At 69.3% G+C, this 19341-nt stretch carries 16 protein-coding genes; 11 read left to right on the top strand and 5 right to left on the bottom strand.

Going from position 1 to position 19341, the window contains the following annotated elements; genetic code table 11:
• The first annotated feature begins 20 nt into the window (after positions 1 to 20).
• From G4D85_RS25355 to G4D85_RS25380, 6 genes are all read left to right on the top strand, one after another.
• Complete coding sequence (locus tag G4D85_RS25355) at positions 21 to 1022, top strand: hypothetical protein (protein ID WP_164016449.1); 1002 nt, start codon at positions 21 to 23, stop codon at positions 1020 to 1022.
• A 5-nt stretch (positions 1023 to 1027) separates the two neighbouring features.
• Entirely contained in the window at positions 1028 to 2362 is a 1335-nt protein-coding gene (locus tag G4D85_RS25360) for a phenylacetate--CoA ligase family protein (protein ID WP_164016451.1), read from the top strand.
• Positions 2363 to 2364: 2 nt separating this feature from the next.
• Positions 2365 to 2817, top strand: a complete 453-nt coding sequence (locus G4D85_RS25365) for a TIR domain-containing protein (protein ID WP_164016453.1) — start codon at positions 2365 to 2367, stop codon at positions 2815 to 2817.
• 27 nt (positions 2818 to 2844) lie between these two features.
• Positions 2845 to 4218 (top strand): STM4012 family radical SAM protein, encoded by a 1374-nt coding sequence (locus G4D85_RS25370; RefSeq protein WP_164016455.1) that lies wholly within the window; start codon positions 2845 to 2847, stop codon positions 4216 to 4218.
• Between the two features lie 10 nt (positions 4219 to 4228).
• Positions 4229 to 5182, top strand: a complete 954-nt coding sequence (locus G4D85_RS25375) for a methyltransferase domain-containing protein (protein WP_164016457.1) — start codon at positions 4229 to 4231, stop codon at positions 5180 to 5182.
• A gap of 71 nt (positions 5183 to 5253) precedes the next feature.
• Positions 5254 to 6792 (top strand): pectin acetylesterase-family hydrolase, encoded by a 1539-nt coding sequence (locus tag G4D85_RS25380; RefSeq protein WP_164016459.1) that lies wholly within the window; start codon positions 5254 to 5256, stop codon positions 6790 to 6792.
• Between the two features lie 107 nt (positions 6793 to 6899).
• Here the strand turns inward: G4D85_RS25380 and G4D85_RS25385 are convergent, their stop codons facing one another.
• Entirely contained in the window at positions 6900 to 8444 is a 1545-nt protein-coding gene (locus tag G4D85_RS25385) for an esterase/lipase family protein (protein WP_164016461.1), read from the bottom strand.
• Positions 8445 to 8649: 205 nt separating this feature from the next.
• Here G4D85_RS25385 and G4D85_RS25390 point away from each other — a divergent pair, with 205 nt between their 5' ends.
• The 3 genes from G4D85_RS25390 (at position 8650) to G4D85_RS25400 (ending at position 11119) form a co-directional block, all read left to right on the top strand.
• Complete coding sequence (locus G4D85_RS25390) at positions 8650 to 9318, top strand: nitroreductase (RefSeq protein WP_164016463.1); 669 nt, start codon at positions 8650 to 8652, stop codon at positions 9316 to 9318.
• Between the two features lie 362 nt (positions 9319 to 9680).
• Positions 9681 to 10223, top strand: coding sequence for a hypothetical protein (locus G4D85_RS25395; protein ID WP_164016465.1), 543 nt, complete (start codon positions 9681 to 9683; stop codon positions 10221 to 10223).
• A 26-nt stretch (positions 10224 to 10249) separates the two neighbouring features.
• Positions 10250 to 11119: an endonuclease/exonuclease/phosphatase family protein gene (locus G4D85_RS25400; protein WP_205525694.1), complete on the top strand. Its 870-nt coding sequence runs from the start codon at positions 10250 to 10252 to the stop codon at positions 11117 to 11119.
• Between the two features lie 152 nt (positions 11120 to 11271).
• Here the strand turns inward: G4D85_RS25400 and G4D85_RS48945 are convergent, their stop codons facing one another.
• Positions 11272 to 11655, bottom strand: a complete 384-nt coding sequence (locus G4D85_RS48945) for a hypothetical protein (protein WP_205525695.1) — start codon at positions 11653 to 11655, stop codon at positions 11272 to 11274.
• Positions 11656 to 12151: 496 nt separating this feature from the next.
• Here G4D85_RS48945 and G4D85_RS25410 point away from each other — a divergent pair, with 496 nt between their 5' ends.
• Positions 12152 to 12679, top strand: a complete 528-nt coding sequence (locus G4D85_RS25410; protein ID WP_164016469.1) for a hypothetical protein — start codon at positions 12152 to 12154, stop codon at positions 12677 to 12679.
• Positions 12680 to 12810: 131 nt separating this feature from the next.
• On the opposite strand, the gene G4D85_RS25415 is transcribed toward G4D85_RS25410, so the two are convergent.
• Positions 12811 to 13959, bottom strand: coding sequence for a trypsin-like serine protease (locus tag G4D85_RS25415; RefSeq protein WP_164016471.1), 1149 nt, complete (start codon positions 13957 to 13959; stop codon positions 12811 to 12813).
• Between the two features lie 242 nt (positions 13960 to 14201).
• A complete protein-coding gene (locus G4D85_RS25420; RefSeq protein WP_164016473.1) occupies positions 14202 to 16253 on the bottom strand; it encodes a M36 family metallopeptidase in 2052 nt (683 codons plus the stop codon).
• A gap of 273 nt (positions 16254 to 16526) precedes the next feature.
• Here G4D85_RS25420 and G4D85_RS25425 point away from each other — a divergent pair, with 273 nt between their 5' ends.
• The gene (locus G4D85_RS25425; protein WP_164016475.1) at positions 16527 to 17828 is read left to right on the top strand and encodes a DUF418 domain-containing protein; all 1302 of its coding nucleotides are present in this window, start codon (positions 16527 to 16529) and stop codon (positions 17826 to 17828) included.
• A gap of 4 nt (positions 17829 to 17832) precedes the next feature.
• Here G4D85_RS25425 and G4D85_RS25430 read toward each other — a convergent pair whose 3' ends face one another.
• Positions 17833 to 19272, bottom strand: coding sequence for a golvesin C-terminal-like domain-containing protein (locus tag G4D85_RS25430; RefSeq protein ID WP_164016477.1), 1440 nt, complete (start codon positions 19270 to 19272; stop codon positions 17833 to 17835).
• Positions 19273 to 19341 lie beyond the last annotated feature (69 nt).

Consider the following 19341-nt stretch of genomic DNA (forward strand, 5'->3'; position numbering starts at 1 on the left):
GCGGGCGGAGGTGAAGAGCCATGGATCCCACCGAGCTGTCCTCCCTCTACCGGCAGGCGCTGAAGGTGAAGGACGAGGCGGTGCGTCAGACGCTGGCCCGGTCCGTCGCGCAGGTCGCCGCCTCGCGCACCGTGCTCGCCGACGCCCGGCAGCGCGCCAACCTGCCGCAGCTCGCCGAGGCGCTGATGAAGCGCGCCAACGCCGAGCTGGACGAGGTACAGAACGCAGCCCAGCGGGCCGTGGGAGAGAAGAACCCCACCGCCCAGGCCGCCGCCGCTGAGGCCATCGCCGCCCAGGCGCTCGCCGCGGAGGCCATCGCCGCAGAGGCCATCGCCGCAGAGACCTTCGCAGCGGAGCCGATGGTGGCCGAGACCTTCGCCGCCGAACCGATGGCCGCGGAGCCACTCGCGGCTGAGCCCTTCGCCGCCGAACCGATGGCGGCAGAGCCAATGGCTGCAGAGCCGATGGCTGCGGAGCCACTCGCAGCGGAGCCCTTCGCCGCCGAACCGATGGCCGCGGAGCCGATGGCCGCAGAGACCTTCGCCGCCGAACCAATGGCTGCGGAGCCAATGGCAGCAGAGCCCTTCGCCGCCGAACCAATGGCTGCGGAGCCTTTCGCCGCCGAGCCCTTCGCTGCCGAGCCGATGGCCGCAGAGCCCCTCTCAGCCGAGCCGATGGTGGCGGAGCCAATGGCGGCAGAGCCGATGGCTGCGGAGCCGATGGCGGCAGAACCAATGGCGACAGAACCAATGGCGGCAGAACCAATGGCGGCGGAGCCTCTCGCCGCTGAGCCATTAGCAGCCGAAACCCTCGCAGCCGAGCCTCTCGCCGCAGAGCCCCTGGCGGCAGAACCCCTCGCCGCTGAGCCCTTCGCCGCGGAGCCGATGGTGGCCGAGCCGCTCACCGCCCAGCCCTTCATGGCGCAGCCCGGCGCGGCCGCCCCCGGGAGGGCCGGCTTCGCGGACGCCTTCGGCGCCTTCGTGGCCGACGCCACCCGCCCCGGTTCCGGTAGCGGAGAGTGAGCCCTATGGCCGACTCCGTCCACGCGCTACGCGACACGCTGCTCAAGGACACGGTGACCTGGTGCACGACGCGCTCGCGCTTCTATCGGAAGCGCTTCGCGGAGGCGGCCAACCCGTTCCGGGGGCTGGAGGACCTGGCGCGGCTGCCAGTGCTCTTCCGCGAGGAGGTCGTCCAGCACCAGGGGGACCTCCTGTGTGACACGGGCACGCCGGCCGCCGTGCAGCACACCACCGGAACCACCGGCGCCTTCCTCCAGGTGTACCGGGGTCCCGCGGAGCAGGCCTTCGTCTGGGACTTCTTCGGCGCCCAGCTCATGGCCGAGCCCCGGCCCGGCCCGCGCCCGCTGTACATGAACCTGATGAACGCCTACCACGGCGCGCTCACGCCCATGCCCAGCCACGCCTACGTGATGTCCGTGGGCGTGCACGACAAGGCGCAAGCCGTCCAGGCGCGCGGAGTGCTCGAGCGAACCCACACGGTCCCCGGCGTGGCGCCGCGAGTCTCCGTGGTGATGGGCACCGAGCGCATGGTGAAGGCCCTCACGGCCTACCTGCTCGCCGAGGGCGTGGACCTGGCGAAGAACCCGGTGAAGACGCTGGTGCTCTTCGGCGGCCACGTGACGCCCGCCCGCCAGCGGCTGCTGGGCTCGCTGTGGGGCGCCAAGGTGCAGAACCGCTACAGCCTCACCGAGATGTTCGGAGGCGCGGTGGAGTGCGGCTCGGACGGCACCTGGGTGTTCGACCCGCACATCGTCCCGGAGGTGGTGCACCCGCGCACGCTGGAGCCGGTGAAGGAAGGCCCGGGCGTGCTGCTGCTCACCGGCCTCTACCCGTTCATGCAGCAGATGCCGCTGGTGCGCTACTTCACCGGGGACTTGGTGGAGCCGGTGGGCGAGCCACAGGGGCCAGCCGGCCTCCAGGTGCGCTACCTGGGGCGGCTCAAGCGCTCGGTGCTGGACACGAGCGGTCCGAAGGTGGTGCCGCTGCTGCTCTCCGGTCCCCTCTACGAAGCGCTGGAAGCATTGCCGGACCTCGCCATCTCCCCGCGCTTCCCGGACCTGCCCGGCGGCCAGGGCCTGGAGCTCACGGGGGACCTGCACTACGCGGTGGAGCACCGGCCCGCCGAGCCCGGCCACCGCCCCGAGCGCATCACCCTCACGCTGGGCCTGCGCTACGCGCCGTGGATGTTCCCCGAGCGCGTGAAGGAGGTGGTGCGAGACCTGGTGCTGCGGCTCTTCGCCGTCCACCCCGAGCTCGCCACCCGGCACCAGGACGGAAGGCTGGAGCTGAAGGTCCAACCGCGCGCGGCCAGCGAGGTCGCGCCCTACGACTCGAAATGACCATGCACGAGCGGCGCGCGCGCGGAGGAGAGCCCCGGACGGTGTTCCTCTCGGGGATGATTGACGGGCTGTCCCTGGAGGACGCCTCGACGTGGCGGCAGCGGGCCTCCCGGGTGCTGGAGGACGCCGGCTTCCTCACCTACGACCCCACACGGGTGATGGTGGCGGCGGGCCCGCAGTACCGGGCCACGCCCAACGAGGTCTTCACCAATGACTGCTGGCACCTGGCTCGTGCGGACGTGCTGCTCGTCAACCTGACGCTGCCGCCCACCATCGAAAGCCAGAAGGCGCCGTTCTTCACCATCGGCGAGATGTTCCTCGCGCACGCCGCGGGGCTGCCCATCCTCGTCTTCGGCAACTGCTTCCGGGGCCGGCCCGGATACGAGGCCATCGTCACCCGCGACTTCGACGGGCTGGAGCCGGCCCTGCAGTACCTCATCCACCACTACGCATAAGCCGCGGCTTCGCGGAAGGAGCGCGCCATGCTGTATGCCACGCCAGCGTCTGAACAGGACGCCCGGACCCGGCTGCAACGGGCCATCGCGGGCTCCGAGCTGCCCTGCTACGTCTACAGCTACCCCTCCAAGCGCGCCTACCGCCCGGTGCAGCCAGCTCGCACCCTGGCCGAGGTGTGGGCGGGCGCCCGGGACAGGCTCAACCTCTACGTCCACGTGCCCTTCTGCGGGTATCGCTGCTCGTTCTGCACGCTGTTCCTCACCACCAGCCACTCGCCGCAGATGGTGGATGACTACGTGGCCGCGCTCCAGCGGCAGGTGGCCATGTACGGCGCGCTGCTGGGACACCTCGAGGTGGTGTCCCTGTACGTGGGCGGAGGGACGCCCACCACGCTGTCGCCGGACCAGTTCTCCACCGTCTTCGAGGCCCTGCACCGGGCCTTCCCACGCTTCTCGCCCACGGCGGAGGTGGCCGTGGAGGGCTCGCCGGACACGATGACGGCCGAGCGGCTGGAGCGCCTCAAGGCCCTGGGCGTCAACCGCATCAGCATGGGCCTGCAGACGCTGGACGAGGAGGAGCGCAAGCGCGCGGGGCGGCCCTACTCCACCCAGACGCTCTACCAGGCGGTGGAGACCATCCAGCGCGTGGGCTTCGCCAACGTGAACTATGACCTCATCTACGGGCTGGAGGGCCAGCAGCGCGAGACGTGGCTGCACAGCCTGAGCACCACGGTGGGCTTCGGGCCCCGGACGGTGACGCTCTATCCGGTGGTGTTCCGCCCGCTGACGGTCATCGACAAGCGGCGCGAGAAGCATGCGGGGGGCTTCATGGACGACGGCTCCAAGTACGCGCTCTACGACGAGAGCGTGGCATGGCTCGCCGAGCGTGGCTTCCGGCAGAACAGCTTCGTGCGCTTCTCCACGCTGGAGCACGACGGGCTGCAGCAGGAGGTGGCGGACTTCGCCGGGGTGCCGCTGCTGGGGCTGGGCGCGGGAGCGCGCAGCTACGCCGACACCGTCCATTACGGCACCGACTTCGCCGTGCGCCGCCCGGAGACGCTCGACATCATCCGCGGCTTCATCTCCCACGAGCACCGTCCGGACGAGCCCCTGGGCCTGGGCTTCGTGCTGGACGAGGACGAGCAGAAGCGGCGCTTCTGCATCCTCAACCTCTCGCTGGGGCGGCTGGAGCCGGGGGCCTACGCGCAGCGCTTCCGGGGCGCGGGCCTGGACGACTTCGCCGAGGAGTTGGACGCGCTCATCCTCGAGGGCTGCGTCACGGTGGACCGCGAGGGCTCCTACGCGCTCACCCCCCTGGGTTTCAAGTTCAGCAACGTCATCGCCACGCTGTTCAAGTCCCCCACCGTGGACGCGCTCGAGCGCGACTTCCTTCCCACCTGAAGAGGGCCTCATGAAGACGACCCGGGAGTTCGAGCACCTGCCCTTCAACGCCTTCTGGGAGAAGGGATACAAGGACGGCAACGTCTCAACCATGGGCGGGCCCAACCACGACATCGTCGAGCTGGCCGACGCGCTGCCGCCGGGCGCCCGGGTGCTGGACCTGGGCTGCGGCGAGGGGCGCAACGCCTTCTTCCTGGCGGGGCGCGGGTGCCAGGTGACGGCGGTGGACCGCTCGGCGGCGGGCATCGAGAAGCTGAGCGCGCTGGCGCGGCGCACCGGCGTCCCACTGAAGGCAGTGGTGGCGGACATCGCCCACCTGGAGCTGCACGACACCTGGGACGTCATCATGGCCCACGGCGTCATCGACTACCTGGACAACGCGACGTGGCGGGGCCTGCTGGAGCGCCTCAAGGAGCACACCGTGCCGGGCGGCTTCAACGCCTACACGTGCATGCTCTTCACCGACGAGTACCCCGCCGGCCCCGAGTTCCTCGCCGCCGGCTTCAAGCACTCGCTCGGGCAGGGCGAGCTGGCCGCCTTCTACGGCGACTGGGAGAAGGTGCGGCACGACCGGTACGTGAAGTGGGACCAGCACCCGGGAATCCCGCTGCACTGCCACCCGGTGGACAAGCTCGTGGTGCGCAAGCCGGGAGGCAGCGGCCCAGGGCCGCGGCTGACGCCGGTGCCTGTGGGCAAGGTGGACCTGCCGCGCCCGGTGTTCGACAGCCTCGCCATGGGCCTGACGGCCGATGAGGTGCTGGCCCGGTGCGGAGAGCCCGCGGTGGTGGACACCTTCACCCTGGAGGGCGTGCAGCTCGGCGTGGGGCCCACCGACTCGCTGACGGTGGACGGCTACCGGCTGAGCCTCTGGTACTACGGCCGCGCCGTGCTGTACGTCATCAACGGCCGGGTGTGGGGCCGCGCGCTCTATGACTCACGGCCCGTGCGCATGGCCTTCGGGTAGCGCCTCCGGTCGAGAACTCGCATCGGTCCGGAAGCACCGCAACTTCACGGCGGGGCGCGGGTTGACGGGGCATGCGCTCCTTCCCACTCCTGCTCCCTGCCCTCCTCGCCTGCGTCGCCTGCGGCGCGGGAGAATCGACCCCGAAGCCCCCCGGTGACGTCGCGGCCGACCTGCCCACGCAGCATGACGTCACGGGCACGTCGAACGACGGAGTCCTCCAGCCCGAAGCGATGGCGGCGGTGTGCACCCCGGGCACCTCCGTCGCCTGCACCAGCCTGGCGGCTGTGTGGTCCGGCGGCTCCGCCACCTGTCGAGCCTCGGGCAATGGCTACAATGTCTCCTCCTGCACTCGCGCCGGCAATCCCACGCGGCGGCTGATGGAGACCGTGCGCCCCGCGCTGCGCGACCCCCGCTGGGCAGAGGCGCGCTGCAACGTGGGCGACGAGTTCGTCTTCCAAATCACCTTTCCCCCCGCGCCGCCCGACGGAAGCCCTCTCACGCAGTGGGTCCTCCGCCTGGAGGGCGGCGGCTTCTGCGCGTTCGACAGCACCAGCCCCTATGGAGGCTGCTCCAACCGGGACATCGACCTCGTCTCGTCGGTGAACCTGCCCGCCGATCGCGCCCTGCGCGAGAGCGCCCCCGCGCAGCCCGACGACTTCAGCGGCGCCATCGACGTGCTCGGACACTACTGTTCGAGCGACCTGTGGACGGGCACCGCCCTCGACGCGCCCGACATCACCTACAAGGGCACGAAGCGGGACTGGCGGTACGTGGGCGCCGCCAACGTGGAGGCGATGCTCGCGGTGCTCGTGGAGCGCTATGGCCTCGACGACAGCAAGCCGCTGCGCGTGCTGTTGCGTGGAGGTTCAGCGGGCGGCTTCGGCGCCTTCAACAACACCCACCGCGTCGTCCGGCGGCTCCCCAGGGCGGCGAAGCAGGGGCGGCTGCTCGTCTTCCCCGGCTCCGGCTACGTGCCGCTCAACTGGGACGAGCCTGACTACCCCGTGCTGGGTATCGGCTCGGGCCTGGAGGCCTTCGGCCAGCTGACGACGATATGGAAGTCCTCACTCACGCCGTCCTGCGTGGCGGCGCGGACTCCCGGAGACCCCGTGCACCCGCCGCACGAGTGCATCAGCGGCCCCGTGCTCTACGACATCCTCACCGCGCCGGAGTCCGAGGGAGGCTTCGACCTGCCCACCCTCGTCTGGCAGAACCGGCAGGACCAGCTCTACATGTCCAACTCCGGCCTGCCGTACCTGTCGGCGACCAACACCCCTGCCGAGCTCGCCGTCCGCGACAGGTGGGTACAGACCTTCAACCAGGCGATGGGCATCACCGGCAGGAACACGTCGTCGAGCATGAAGTGGCTCTATGCGCCGAGCGACCCCCTCGTGCAGCGCGCCAACGGCTCGCTCGAGCCGAACGTGCATGGGGCGCAGCTCTACAGCACCGAGCCCCCGAGCGGCCAGGCCAACTCCCTCAACGCGGTGCTCTCGCGCTTCTGGAACACGATGCTCGGCTCGGGCCCCGGCCGCGGCCGCGCCGCCGGCGAGGTGCACACCTTCGACTGCAACTGGGTGCCCGACCGCGACGCCAGGGGCTGCGAATAGCGTTGCGGTGGTGCGCGCCGCGTGGCGCGGCGCGCTCTCCGCGTGTCCTTGCAACAACGTGCCGGCGAGGTGGCTTGCCGGCACGTCGTCACCTGGGCCTCGGAGGGTCAGAAGAGGACGTCGTCGAGGATGTCGGTGTGCTTGCCCGGCAACCGGGGTGCTGCCTGCGCGGCAAGCTCCTTGATGCGCGCCGCGGAGCAGCTGCAGCCCAGGGCGTCCTTGAGCTTCTTCCCCCCTGGACCGACCCGCAGGTTCTTGACGGCGTTCCACGCGTTGATGAGGCCGAACTTCCGGGTGTGCACATTCTCGCCCCGGATCGCCTTGCAGATCAGCTCGAGGTCATCGTCATCGAACTCCGTCAGGTCACGGGCGGTGTCGTCACTCGGGTCGGAGGCATAGAACACCCTGCGTTGCCTGGAGAAGGTGGGCCGGGTGTTCAGCGTCTGCATGAGCGCACTGCCCGCGGTGAGGTCTCCCCGTCCGGGCAGACAGTCGGAGACGATGAGCGGAGCGTCCGTGAACCCCTGGAAGACGGGGTCGATCAGGGTCATCCGGAGGTCGAGTTGACTGGGGCTGGGCGCCGGCTCGAGCACGAAGCCCTTGCGATGCCGGCCGCGCACCTTCTTCATGAACCCGCAGTTGGTCGGGACCTCGGTCGGCATCCATTCGTCGTCCGCGAGCGAGTGGTCCGCGCCAGTCGCGATGAGCGCGCCGAGCGAATGCGCCACCACCTGCACTGTCGTGCCCGAGTGCGCTCTCCGCGCCTGCACGATGGCGTTGCGCAGGCAGTCCGCCGTCTCCATGGGGTGCCGGTTGTCCGGGTAGAAGAAGTCATAGACCTGTGCATTGGACGGGAACTTGTTGATGGCCGGGTCCATCACGTCGGGGCCGGCACTGATGCCATGCACGGAGATGTAGGGCACCTTGTTCGGATCGATGGGCCCTCTGGGCCGCAGCTCGCACATGCCGCAGCGCTCGCGCATCCGTGACCGCTCCGCGCCATTCGTCCGGTCAGCCGCCGTGGTCGGCGTGGGGTTCAGGACGGACGTTGGAGCAAGCGTGGCCGCGAAGAAGGCCTGCACTGTCGGCCCCTCGGTCAGGAAGGAGCCCGCATCCGAGCCACCGTCAGCGCCCGCATCCGCGACAGACCCCGTCCCCGAGTCATGCCCGCCGCCCGAACCCGCATCGGCGCCCGCGTCCGAACCCGCGTCGGCGCCTCCGTCCGAACCCGCGTCACCACCACCTCCTCCGCCACCACCACCACCGTCCGAACCTGCGTCGGCGCCCGCGTCCGAGCCAGCGTCGGCGCCCGCATCCACCCCTGCGTCAATGCCTGCGTCCACCCCCGCGTCGTCGTCACAGGTGGCGGTCTCGGTGAACTCCTGCTCCGGAGGCGGACAGCCCGCGTCTCCGGCGTCACCCGCATCTCCGGCGTCACCGGCGTCAGCGCCTCCGTCACACTCGTCACAGACCTCGGGCTCCTCCTCGTCCTCGATGGACATCCCCTCGTGCCACTGCTCCGTGCTCACGGTGCCCTCGTCCTGCGCGAGGCAGGCCGACACGCCGACGGTGAGCACGAGCATCGCCAGGAAGAGCGCGCGTGCAGCGAGGGGACTGGCGGTCGGGGGTGGCGGTGGCTGGGAAACCAGCATGGGATTGTCCTGGAAGGAGAAGGAGCTGCGCGCCCCCACGAGCATAGGACAACCAGGGACACCTCACCAAGCTTTCCTGGAAATACACGATAAACACACCCCACCGACATGACCGACGACAAGGCCCGGTGATATGAGCCGCTGTCCAGAACCGGGGCTCACCCGCGAGTCACCAACAACCCTGCGCCCGGTCTGAAGAGTCATCATGTTTGATTTCGAGGGAATCGTCCGAAGCCGCTGCTCGATTCGCCGCTTTCTCCCCACCCCGATTCCTCGCGAGCTGCTCGAGGAGGCGTTGTCGCTCGCGCAGCTCGCGCCCTCCAACTCCAACATCCAACCCTGGCGTCTCTTCCTCACGGAGGGTGAGCGCACGGAGCAACTGCGCCAGGCGCTCATGGCGGAGGTCATAGCCAATCCGCGGGAGCTGGCCCCGTTGCCACCGTCTTTTCAGGCGCATCGCCGTGCGCTGGGGGGCATCGTCTACGGCGCGATGGGGGTCGCCCGCGACGATGATGCCGGAAGAGCGCTGGCCTCGCGGCGCAACTACGAGTTCTTCGGCGCGCCCATGGTCGGCATCCTGTGCATGCACAAGGATCTCGGCCTCGTGGATGCGGTGGGCGTCGGGATGTACCTCCAGACGCTGGTCCTGGGACTGACGGCGCGCGGTATCGGAACCTGTGTCCAGGCCGCGTTGACGACGTATCCAGAAGTCCTTCGCCGTGAGCTCGCAATCCCAGACGAGCTGGTCATCCTCTGCGGGCTGTCCTTGGGGTATGCGGATTCTGACTTTCCAGCGAACCACCTCAAGATAGCGAAGCACCCCGTGGAGACGAATGTGTCGATTCTCGGCCCGGAGATGCGCTCGGACACCTGAGCGTGAGACGCGGCCTCGGATGCCAGGAGGTGGCAGCCTGCAGCCTCCTCCCGGGTGGGGGTGGAGTCCCTGGCTGTGGTTCCTCGTCGCGGCCGTGGCCTGTGTGTGCATCGTCCTGCTCCTCTGGCGCAGGTAGGCCCCCAGCCGCGCTCGGTGCCGGCGAACTTCACGGCCTCCGCGGTCTCCAGCAGTCAAATCGCGAAGGCGCGCCGCCCAGCCGCTCGCGGGGCCCTGAAGGGAGGTACGGGCGGGCGTCCTGGCCCGGGCCGTCGAGTGTCACATCCGCCACGGCACGCCACTTTCCGGAGTGACTGCGTGGCCGTCTGGCCATGTGCCCCCCAGAAACCCAGGAGCCGCACACCATGAAGCGCTTCAACCTCCATGCGAATTGCAAGCCCCTCACGCGTTGTCTCCTCGCGTTCAGCCTGCTGCTGGGTGCCTCCTCCGCCCTGGCCGAGCCCCGCTGGGGCGAGTTCAAGAAGGACAAATGCACGGCGGTGGGACTCCGCCAACACTCCGCCGTCCTCCATGACATCAAGGGCTCCTGGGAGGATGCCTGCTTCAAGACAAGCGCCACCATCGACGGCCACACCTTCGCGCGTCCGGCCCGCTGCAAGAACGCCACATTCAATATGTGGGGCGAGTTCGACGTCCCGGACCCGGGCTGCATGCCCCACTGGGGCGACTTCAAGGCGGATCACTGCGTGGGCGTGGGACTGAAGCAGTACTCGGCCGTCCTCTGGAACATCAAGGACTTCTCCTGGGAGGACGCCTGCATGACCATGCCCGCGGAGATCAACGGCGTGCAGTACGACCGCCCCACACGGTGCAGGAACGTCGGCATCAACATGTGGGGTGAGTTCGACGTCCCGGACAGGGCCTGCGGCCCGGAGCCCATCCCGTGAGCGCCCGAGCGCCGAAAGGTATCGCCATGAAGCCCCACTCCCACCGACTCATGAGCATCCTCGCGGCCCTGCTGCTCGCGGGCACCGCGCAGCTGGCCGAGGCTGAGACGCGGGTGCGAATCGTCACCTGGAACGTCCACCCGCGCAGCATTGGCGGAGAGACGCCCGAGAGCCGGATGACCCGCATGCTGGCCTTCGCCCGGACCCAGAACGTCGCCATCATCGCCTTCCAGGAAGTGCCCCGCTCCCTCTTCAACGCCCCGGCCCGGATGGATCCGCTGGTGAACGCCGCGACGGCAGCGGGGTATGAGATGGCGGCCCTGCCGAGCGAGTACCCCAACACTCCGGGCCGGACCCCCACCTCCACCATCCACAATGCCTACATGGTGTTCTACGACCCGAACGTCGTTGCCCCCAGCAATGTCCCGGCCGACGCCAATCCGGTGATGACCTTCTTCCACCCGGAGCTCTTCACCCAGGGGCCCCTCAACCAGGCACGTCCCCCGGCCACCCTCACCTTCGACGTGCAACACGCGGATGGCACCACCACTCCGCTGCACCTGCTCTCGTGGCACAACGAGGCCGGCACGCTCGCCCGTCAACACGTCGCCCAGCTCGAGCAGGCCATCCACACGCACCTGGTGACGCAGCAGGGAAGCTGGGTCGTCGTGGGGGACTTCAACGTGGCGGACTCGACCCAGGAGATGGAGGACCTGGACAGGGACTTCGAGCAGCTCACCCACGATGAAACGGGCATCGACCACATCCTGTCCAACGCAACCATCACCAACGTCATCAACGACGACCCGGCCACCGCGATTGACCCCCAGTTCCGAAGCGATGGGCGGCATCTGGCCCTGTTCGGGGAGCTGAACATCCAGGGCGCGTCACGCTGAGCCGGGGTGAGGCTGAAGGGCCCGACGTGTCTTGAGCTTCGTGCGGTGTACGGAAGCACCGGGCCTTCCGTACGCCGCGACTCAACGCGGGCAGCGAGAATGCGCCGCGGCGTGGAGCGAGGCGTCGACATGGGCTCCGCCGAAGCTGAAGGTCAATCCGAGTCGTCGATGTTCCACTGGTCGTCGTGGGTCTCCTGCTTGCCCTTGGGCCGCAGGTGCGCGAACGACAGGGTGAGCTCCACCTCGAAGTCACGCGCCTGCGGGGGCTTGCCCAGGAAGATGTACCGCGTCTTGTTGCGGATGCAGGCGTTCAACATCGCCACGGGCGCGGGGTCCACCTTCCCATCCGTGCCCTGACCGTCGGGGCCGAACTTCGCGCGCAGCCGGTAGCGCCGGGGAATGTCCTGCTTGCGCAGGATGGCCTCGCTGCCACAGAAATCGTAGGCCCTCAGGCGCTTCGCCAGCTGCTGGGTGCCCCAGGCCTCGTTCGTCTGGGGCGCGCGCGGGGCGGGCTTCGGCACCGAGGGCGGGGACACGGGCGCAGGAGCCACGGTCTGTGGAGCTGACGGGCTCTGCGCTGGAGCCTGCGGAGCGGGACGAAGTACCTCCTGGGCCACGGACCTGGCGACGGGCGATGGAGGCGGGGCGGGCGCGGAGCGCACTGGGTCGGGCCCGCGGATCAGGGTGAACGCGATAACCCCCGCGAGGAACATCACGACGACCGCTCCGCCGGAGACGAGCAGCACCAGCCAGGGCCCTTGCTGTGGACGGGGCGGGGAAATGGGAGCAGCCCGCTGCGGAACCCCGGGCCTTGGCCGCGTGGCGCCGCAGTGGCCGCATACCGGCTCTTCAGCGAGCGACTTCAGGAAGGGAGCGCCACAGTGGAAGCATCGAGGAGCGATAGCCACGCCCCTACTCTATTACGCCCCGGCCACATGCGTGACGGCACCCGGCACGAGCCTCCACCCGGAGTGCGGGCCCGTCCCCCTTCATGCTAGACGAAGCCGTTACCCCGCGATTCCGGAGCATCCCATGACGACACTTCTTCGAAATGCACTCGCCCTCGTCCTCCTGTTCGTCTCCTCGTCCGCGCTGGCCTCGGAGACGTTCGTCCAGGGACGCATGGCACTCCGCGCCTGCGAATACGCCAGCTCCTATGAGGCGGAGGTGGGGCTGTCCTACCGGAACTACACCCTGCCCTGGGGCACCTCCGTGTACCTCGTCTACGGCTGGGGCGGGAGCGCCAAGGATGGCAGCAACCCGTTCGACTGGGCCAACACGCAGACCCTCGCGGTCTCCGCGTCGGCGCCGTACACCTGGAGCACCACCGTGCGGGAGACCACCTCCACCCGCAGCGGGTCCACCCTCCTCACGCACATCGACTTCGTCTGGAAGGTGGTCCTCCCGAACGGCTACGAGTTCTACGAGAAGGGCAATGGCTCCACCTGGGGCTACTACACGGCCAACCTCTCGCAGATCCAGGAGAGCCCGTGCGCCTCGTCCCCCAACTTCCCCAGCACCCCGACGTCCCTCACCGTCACGTCCGTCGAGAAGTGGTGACACCCGCTGAAGCTGTCTGAAAGACCGAGGCCGGAAGTCGCTGGAGTCAGCGGCTTCCGGCCTCGGTGTTTTCAAGCCTGAGGGGCCGGCGCCAGCCTCCTCGCGGGGGCCGACGCCGCCGTGGCGTGGAACTACGGGACGGTCGCGGTCAGCGACACACCCGTGAACGACGTGTAGCCGCGCACGGAGACGTACCAGGTCCCCGCGGTGGGGTTGGCGAACGAGCAGGTCTCGGCGTTGCCGCTGAGGTACGGGCGGCAGTTGTACGTGGTCGTCGTCGGCTGCGAGCCGCTGCGCACGTAGAGGTCCGCGTCACCCGTGCCGCCGGTCTGCGTCACCGTGAGGCTGGTGGTGCCCGCCGGGACGGTGATGGCGAAGTGCTGGAAGCTGCCGCTCGCGCCCGACAGGCCGGTCCGGGAGAGCAGCGTCGTCGTGGGCGGAGGCGTGCCGCTGATCTTCGAGGTAATCCAGCTCTCGAAGGACGACACGCGCGAGTACATGCCCGGGTAGCGCGAGTCGGCGCAGCCGTAGCCCCAGCTGACGACGCCCGCCAGCACGCGGGTGCTGCCCTTGAGCACCGTGAGCGGACCGCCGGAGTCGCCCTGGCACGAGTCCTTGCCGGGAGCCGCCGCCCCGAGCTGGTCCGCGGTGATGGTCTCATCCGGGTACGACGACTGGGCCGAGGTGTTGCTGATGAGGTTCACGTCCACCGTCTGCAGCGTGGTGGGGCTCGAGCCGCCGCTGGAGAGCGCGCCCCAGCCGGTGACGCGCGAGACGACGCCCACGTTGGTGGTGCCCGAGGAGGCGTCCGCCGCGGTGACCATACCGATGGCCTTCACGTTGGCCCCGCTCAGGTCCAGCGGCGTGGACAGACGCAGCAGCGCCACGTCCTTGCCCAGCTCGGGCGTCACGTAGCCCGGGTAGACAACGACTTCGGCCACCGTGCGAGCCTGCCCGGTGCCGTTGCGCGTGGTGCTGCCCGCCAGCACGCGGCCCGGCTTGGAGATGGACCCACCCGAGTTCACGCAGTGCTGCGCGGTCAGGATCCAGTTCGCGTTGAGCACCGAGCCGCCGCAGAAGTGCGAGCCCGAGCTGGACTGCAGCGACACCTGCCAGGGGTTGGCGGCAATCGTCGTGTTGGTGCCGCCGACAATCTCCTGCGCGCTGGAGGCGACCGGCTCCTGCGGGTGCTTCTCCTCGACGACCTCCGGACCGCAACCAACCACCAGCGACATCACACCGGCGGCAGCCCAGCGGCGCACAACCAAGCCTGAAGACATTCGGACCTCGGTAATGGGGGGATTGAAGCGCGCGTATCGTGAATGGACCCGATATCACCGGTCAACAGGGAGTTCTGACTGTTGAGAATTTGCCGGAATTGACGAACGGGTCGCCCATCCGCGCTCCACGCGGACGGCCCAGGAACGACAAGGGCCGGGCGGCTTCGTGAGAAGCCACCCGGCCCGCTGCTTCAGTACCGCGCTGTCTGGTTACAGCCGGGTGTCGGCCTCACCGCCAGCGGCTACAGGCACGTGGTGGGCACGGAGAAGCCGTTGGTCGGCGTGGTGCTGGCCGAGCCGCCGGAGACGGCGTTCGTGCCCAGGCCGAAGGCGGCGAACGCGGTCCAGAGGCGGCAGACGTCCGCGCCACCGTTCAGGGTCGTGGCCGCCTGGATGATGCCGTCACGAATCTGGGTGAAGGTGGGGCTGCACGGCGAGTTCTTCAGGCCCTGGATGAAGTACTGCATGAAGCGCTGGTTACCCGCGCCGCCCGTCGCGCTGTAGAGGTTGCTGCTGAAGCCCCACTGGGTCACCAGCGCCCAGTAGGCCTCCCACATGCCCTGGGCGAACACCGAGCCCACGCCGTGCGGCACGGCCATGCCGTTGATGCTGGCATAGGTCCACGTGTTGACGCTCGCGCTCGTGCTGTAGCGCTGGGTGCGGATGCCCACGCCGGTGGTGGCCTGGTTCAGCGCGTACGTGCCCACGCCGCGGCCCAGCGCGGCCGTGTCCGCCGCCCTCGCCGTGAACCAGAGCGACAGGAAGTCGCTGATGCCCTCGCCCGGCTGCTGCCGGTTGCCCAGGCAGGACACGTTGCTGGGGCCGCCCACCAGGCGGTTGGAGATGCCATGCCCGTACTCGTGGACGACGATGCCCGTGTCCAGGTCTCCGTCCTTGTCCGGGGTGGGCGCCGTCCAGACGTACATCTGCATGCGCGGGCGCTGACCATCCGGCGGGGTGGAGAAGTTGGCGTTGTTGGTGCCGCCGCCGTCCTGCGCCTCGGCGCGCACGTCGTCGTTGCCCAGGCCGCCGCGGCCGTAGTTGTTCACCTGGAAGTTGCCGGCCAGCTCGTTGAACCCGTACTGGTACGTGACGTCGTGGATGATGTTGTTCCAGTAGAACAGGTTGGTGACGGCCGCCGGGATGTACGTGGACGGCGCGCCCGTGAGGGCGAGGGTGAAGCTGCAGTTGAGCGCGGCGCCGCAGCTCGTCTCGGAAGCGGGCGGCGCGCCGTTGGCGTCCCGGTCCTCGTACGCATGCACGTTGTTGCCGCGGGGAATCGTGAACTCGGCCCCGGCCACGCCGTTGGTGTCATGCCAGCCGTAGGGCGAGGCCAGCGCGTTGGCGGGGTTGGTCACCGTCACGCGGCCGTCCGAGGGCGGCAGCGGCGAGGTGTGGTTGGGGCTCTCCACCGGCACCGGGTAGACCTTGTAGGAATCCGCGGCCACCCAGTCGAAGCGCGTCCAGACCTCGCCCGTCTGCGCATCCACCGTCACGTCGAAGTCGTGCTGCTGGTCCGGGGTGTGGACCTGGAAGCGCCACACCAGGCGCGCCTCGCCCAGACGCACCGGCAGCACCGCCAGCTCCGCGTCGATGGGCTCCGTCGACAGACCTTCCGCCTCCACGCGCGTGCGCTGCTTCACGCCCGCCTCCGGCTTCAGCGCGCGGGGCGCCTCACCAGACTCCGCGCCCAGGTGCTTCGCCAGGCTCGCCACCGCCTCGGCGGCTCCCACGCGAGGCTCCACGCTGGCGATGGCCGACTCCAGCGAGGGCAGGAAGTCGCTGTGTACGGACAGCACGCGCCCATCCCGGTCCACGTTGATCTGCAGCTGCGCGTTGTAGACGGGAAGTCCCTTGAACGTCTGGCGCAGGTACAGGTTCGTCACGCCGCTGTTCTTCGAATAGACGCGGTCGGAGACCTCCAGGTTGGCCAGGTCGCCCAGCTGCAGCCCGAGCGCCTCGTGGTGCTTCTGGACGAAGTCCAGGCCGACGGCCAGCGCGTCGCCGCTGCGCGGCTCGGAGAGGGCGCCCACGGGGTTGGTGAGCGAGCGCACCAGCCCGCGCGACTCATCGACCTCCACCAGCAGCTCCGGCACGCTCTGCCGCAGCGCCCTCTGCCCTGCCTGCTGCGTCACGGAGAAGCTGAAGCGCGCCTGCGCGTTGTACGTGTCGCGGGCGTCGAAGTTGCGGGCACTGTCGGAATCCGACGCGGCGCCCAGCGCCGTGGAACCCGTGAGGGCCCCCATGACGAACACCGCATGAAAGAGGCGCCTTCGGTAAGGACCTGAGGACATGTCGTGCTCCTACGCGTTGCGGGGTGAGCCGCCCGGGATGGGGCCGGCTGCTGACGACAAAGGAAAGCATACTTTCCGTGAAAAACCTATACCGCCAGTCTGTCATAAATTTACGGTTTAGCGGGAATCCCTTGTCACGAGACTGCAAACCCTGGGGGGTCCAAACAATCCCAGCTGCGGGAATCGGCAATCCCAGACACGGACATCGCAGCCGTCGTGACACGGGGCGACGACGCGAAGCGCCAGGGCGTGCGGCTTGCAGCCCTCCCCGCCATGACTTCCACCCCCACCTTCAGCGCGGAAGCCCGGCCGGTCGACACGGGCGAGCGCGTCATCCTGCTCGACACACTGCGCGGCTTCGCGCTGTGCGGCGTCTTCATGGCCAACGTCTACCTGTGGTTCAGCGGGCGGATGTTCCTGTCACGCGCGCAGTACGAGTCGACCTACGGGGACCCGACCAGGCTGGACAGCATCGTCAACCACGCCTTCGGCCCGCTGATCAGCGGCAGGTTCATCACCATCTTCTCGTTCCTGTTCGGCCTGGGGTTCGCGGTGCAGTTGGGGCGCGCCGAGCTCCGCGGCACCTCGGGGATTCCCCTCTACGTGCGACGGCTGGTGGTGATGCTGGGCCTTGGCCTCGCGCACCTGTTCCTCCTCTTCCAGGGAGACATCGTCAGCACGTACGCCCTGCTGGGCTTCGCGCTGCTGCTGTTCCATGGGCGGTCGGACCGCACCCTCCTCGTCTGGGCCGCGGGGTTCATCCTGCTCGGCGTTCCGCTGGGACAGCTGGCGCTGCGGCTGCCCCAACTGCTGGGCTCGCCGGGCGCGGCGGAAGCCCTGAAGGCCGCCAACGAGCACGCCACGGTCGTCCGGGCCCGGGTGCTGGAGGCCTTCATGCACGGCTCGTGGCTCGACACGGTGCGCGACGGCGCGGCGTATTACGTCGGGGACCTCTTCCGGGGGCTCCGCATGTTCCTGCCCGTCATCGTCGGCCGCTTCCTGCTGGGCCTGTGGGCAGGGCGCCGCCGCCTCTTCCACGACGCGCCCCGGCACCTGGGCTTCTTCCGCCGGCTGCTCGGGTGGGGCCTCGGGGTGGGGCTGCTCACCAGCGGCCTGGGCGTGCTCGTCGGGCAGCTCATGCAGCGCAAGGTGCTGCTGCCGGACACCCTCCCGTGGCTGCCCTGGGTGATGGGGCCGGTGCGCAACCTCGCGGAGCTGGGGATGGCGGGGGCCTACGTCGCGGCCATCACCCTGCTCTTCCAGCGCGCCCCGTGGCGGCGGCTGCTGGAGGTGCTCGCGCCGGTGGGCCGCATGGCGCTGTCGAACTACCTGCTGCAGACGGTGATGGGCGTGCTGCTCTTCTACGGCTACGGGCTGGGCCTCATGGGCCGCCTGGGCTCGGCGGCGCAGCTGGGGGTGGCATTGACGCTGTTCGCCCTCCAGCTCGTCCTCAGCCATCTCTGGCTGAGGCGCTTCCGCTTCGGCCCCGTCGAGTGGGTGACGCGCTCACTGACGTACGGCGGGGCACAGCCCATGCGCCGTGCCCCGGCGCCCGAGGAGGTGGTGAACGCCTGAGGCGTCAGCGCACCTGGATGGCGTCCGCCATGACGACGTAGCCCGCGGTCGTCCAGCGGCTCAGCTGCACCTTGTTCCAGCCGGCCGGGAAGGCCCAGGTGCCCAGCGTGTTCCACCGGCCGCCGTTGACCTGCTGGTTCACGTTCACCGTGACGTTGCCCGACGCGGTGGTGACGATGAAGGGCGCGGTCGGCGAGCGGTTGGTGCCCGCCACCCACCACGCGTCGAGGGTCTTCGTGGCGGCCGCCGGCAGGTAGAACTCGAAGACGGCCGGCGCGGAGATGGCCTCGGTGGAGGCGTAGTAGTAGCCGCTGCCGTAGAAGCCGGCGCTGGTGCCCTGGGCCCAGGTGCCCACCATCGAGAAGCGCGCGTTGGCGGCGTTGTTGTTGGCGTTGTGGCTGTCGACGACGAGGGCCGTGCCCGTACCGCCGCCCGTGGTCCACAGGTACGTCACGTCGACCCAGTCGTTGTTGCTCATCCCCAGGTCCGTCCAGAACGAGCCATCCGCGATGTCGATGCCCGCGGGGTTGGACGGCCGGCGCCCGAACTGGTCCAGCCCACCGTTGTAGCCATCCTGGTAGGCGGCCTGGGCCTCGGGCTTGCCCTGCGGCAGGTTCTTCCACATCTCGCGGACGCTGGAGAGATTCCAGTAGTCGTCCTTCGTGTTCCACGGCCCCACGTCCCAGACGGACGTCGTCGTGCACTTCGCCGTCTTCGAGTAGCACACCCGCACCTGGTACTCGGAGCCCCCCTTGGACGCGAGCGCCCGGCGCGACGGCAGCGCCACGAAGCGGTCATTGGTCTTGATGACATGGCCGTTGGCCGTCGTGCCGCCCACCAGCCCCTCGCGCGTGGCATAGATGCGGTAGCTCAACGGGGCCAGGCTCTGCACCGCGTCCTGGGAGGTGCCGCCCTCCAGGCTCCCCTCCAGCTTCACCTCGCCTACCAGGGGACCTCGGCCGTGCTCGTCCGCCAGGAGCGCCAGCCGCACCTGCACCTCGGTGCCGGCGCGGGGCAGGCGCACGGCCTCTCCCGCGGTGGAGGTGCTCCACTCGCTCCAGGCGCCGCTGAGGGTACGTACCCGGACGTCCACCTCCAGCTCCATGCCAGGGAAGAGCTTCGCCTGGAGCAGCGGGCGGACGGTGTCCACGGGCTGCTCCAGCCCGCGGGCCGGGAAGGTGTAGAGGCCCATCAGCCGCCGGTGTCCCTCGGGCCTGCGCATGACGCCGGAGGGCTCGAACAGCAGCCCGTCGCGGGTGCGCACGAGCTCGCTCGTGCCCTCTCCCGTGGCCAGCTCCTCCACCCAGCTCACGGCACTTCCCGCCGGGGACTCACGAAGGGACTCCGTGCCGGGCGCCACGGAGGGCTCCGAGAGCGCGGCGCCTCCCATCAGCGAGGCACCGCACATCACCGTCATGAACGTCGACCGCCACTTCGAGCGCATGGGCTGACTCCTCGGGAAGATTGCTTTCCCTGAATAGCCCTACAGCGCTTCTTTGTCTCCAAGAACCTG

This window comes from Pyxidicoccus trucidator (assembly GCF_010894435.1).
GTDB lineage: Bacteria > Myxococcota > Myxococcia > Myxococcales > Myxococcaceae > Myxococcus > Myxococcus trucidator.

Coding starts and splice junctions, on each gene's coding strand:
- G4D85_RS25425 (WP_164016475.1), top strand. CDS start 16,527: ATGACTTCCACCCCCACCTTCAGCGCGGAAGCCCGGCCGGTCGACACG.
- G4D85_RS25390 (WP_164016463.1), top strand. CDS start 8,650: ATGTTTGATTTCGAGGGAATCGTCCGAAGCCGCTGCTCGATTCGCCGC.
- G4D85_RS25410 (WP_164016469.1), top strand. CDS start 12,152: ATGACGACACTTCTTCGAAATGCACTCGCCCTCGTCCTCCTGTTCGTC.
- G4D85_RS25430 (WP_164016477.1), bottom strand. CDS start 19,272: ATGCGCTCGAAGTGGCGGTCGACGTTCATGACGGTGATGTGCGGTGCC.
- G4D85_RS25400 (WP_205525694.1), top strand. CDS start 10,250: ATGAAGCCCCACTCCCACCGACTCATGAGCATCCTCGCGGCCCTGCTG.
- G4D85_RS25375 (WP_164016457.1), top strand. CDS start 4,229: ATGAAGACGACCCGGGAGTTCGAGCACCTGCCCTTCAACGCCTTCTGG.
- G4D85_RS25370 (WP_164016455.1), top strand. CDS start 2,845: ATGCTGTATGCCACGCCAGCGTCTGAACAGGACGCCCGGACCCGGCTG.
- G4D85_RS25415 (WP_164016471.1), bottom strand. CDS start 13,959: ATGTCTTCAGGCTTGGTTGTGCGCCGCTGGGCTGCCGCCGGTGTGATG.
- G4D85_RS25365 (WP_164016453.1), top strand. CDS start 2,365: ATGCACGAGCGGCGCGCGCGCGGAGGAGAGCCCCGGACGGTGTTCCTC.
- G4D85_RS25420 (WP_164016473.1), bottom strand. CDS start 16,253: ATGTCCTCAGGTCCTTACCGAAGGCGCCTCTTTCATGCGGTGTTCGTC.
- G4D85_RS25395 (WP_164016465.1), top strand. CDS start 9,681: ATGAAGCGCTTCAACCTCCATGCGAATTGCAAGCCCCTCACGCGTTGT.
- G4D85_RS25360 (WP_164016451.1), top strand. CDS start 1,028: ATGGCCGACTCCGTCCACGCGCTACGCGACACGCTGCTCAAGGACACG.
- G4D85_RS25355 (WP_164016449.1), top strand. CDS start 21: ATGGATCCCACCGAGCTGTCCTCCCTCTACCGGCAGGCGCTGAAGGTG.
- G4D85_RS25385 (WP_164016461.1), bottom strand. CDS start 8,444: ATGCTGGTTTCCCAGCCACCGCCACCCCCGACCGCCAGTCCCCTCGCT.
- G4D85_RS25380 (WP_164016459.1), top strand. CDS start 5,254: ATGCGCTCCTTCCCACTCCTGCTCCCTGCCCTCCTCGCCTGCGTCGCC.